Annotated in this window: 2 protein-coding genes; both read right to left on the bottom strand. The window is 62.5% G+C overall.

Annotated elements, in window-relative coordinates; all coding sequences use genetic code 11:
- Positions 1-139, bottom strand: a 139-nt coding sequence (locus AACY49_RS32030; RefSeq protein ID WP_445262683.1) for a phosphate ABC transporter permease family protein, incomplete at its 3' end; no start/stop codon positions are given.
- Between the two features lie 39 nt (positions 140-178).
- On the bottom strand, positions 179-496 hold a 318-nt coding region (locus AACY49_RS30505; protein ID WP_445262682.1), incomplete at its 5' end, for a PstS family phosphate ABC transporter substrate-binding protein.

Raw genomic sequence — 496 nt, 5'->3', positions numbered from 1 at the left:
AGGCGACATAGCCGCCGAAGTGCGAGGGCAGCGAGCTGAACCGCGCGGTACTGCCACGGCGAAAGCTGACGGCGCGCAACCGCGCCGTCAGCCAGCCGATGAGGCCGAGCCCGGCGATGACCAGGAAAAGAGCGAGCATGGACAAAGCGAGGGTTCGACTTCGCGTAAGAGTGTAGGACTAGAGCAGCTTCTTGGGGTCGAGCAGGGTCTCGTCCTTCAGGATTTGCGCGCTGCGCTTGCGGACGTCGTCCGGGGCGGCAATCAGGCCTTTGGCGACAAGCGGACCCTTGGGATCCCACGAGGCGGCATACAGCGCGAGAAAGTCGCGCAGGCCCTTGATCGCGCTGAGATGGGCTTTTTTGACGTAGAGGAACACTGCGCTCGATCCCGGATAGGCCCCGCGCGCGATCGTCTCATAGGTCGGCTCGACCCCGTTGATCGGCACGCCGTTCAGCTTGTCCTTATTCTCTTCGAGATAGGAATAGCCGAAGATACC

It is taken from the genome of Pseudomonas sp. EL_65y_Pfl2_R96, assembly GCF_963970905.1.
Classification (GTDB): Bacteria; Pseudomonadota; Gammaproteobacteria; order Pseudomonadales; family Pseudomonadaceae; genus Aquipseudomonas.
The sequence above is the reverse complement of the archived record's forward strand: the minus strand, read 5'-3'. Positions and strand labels throughout refer to the sequence as shown.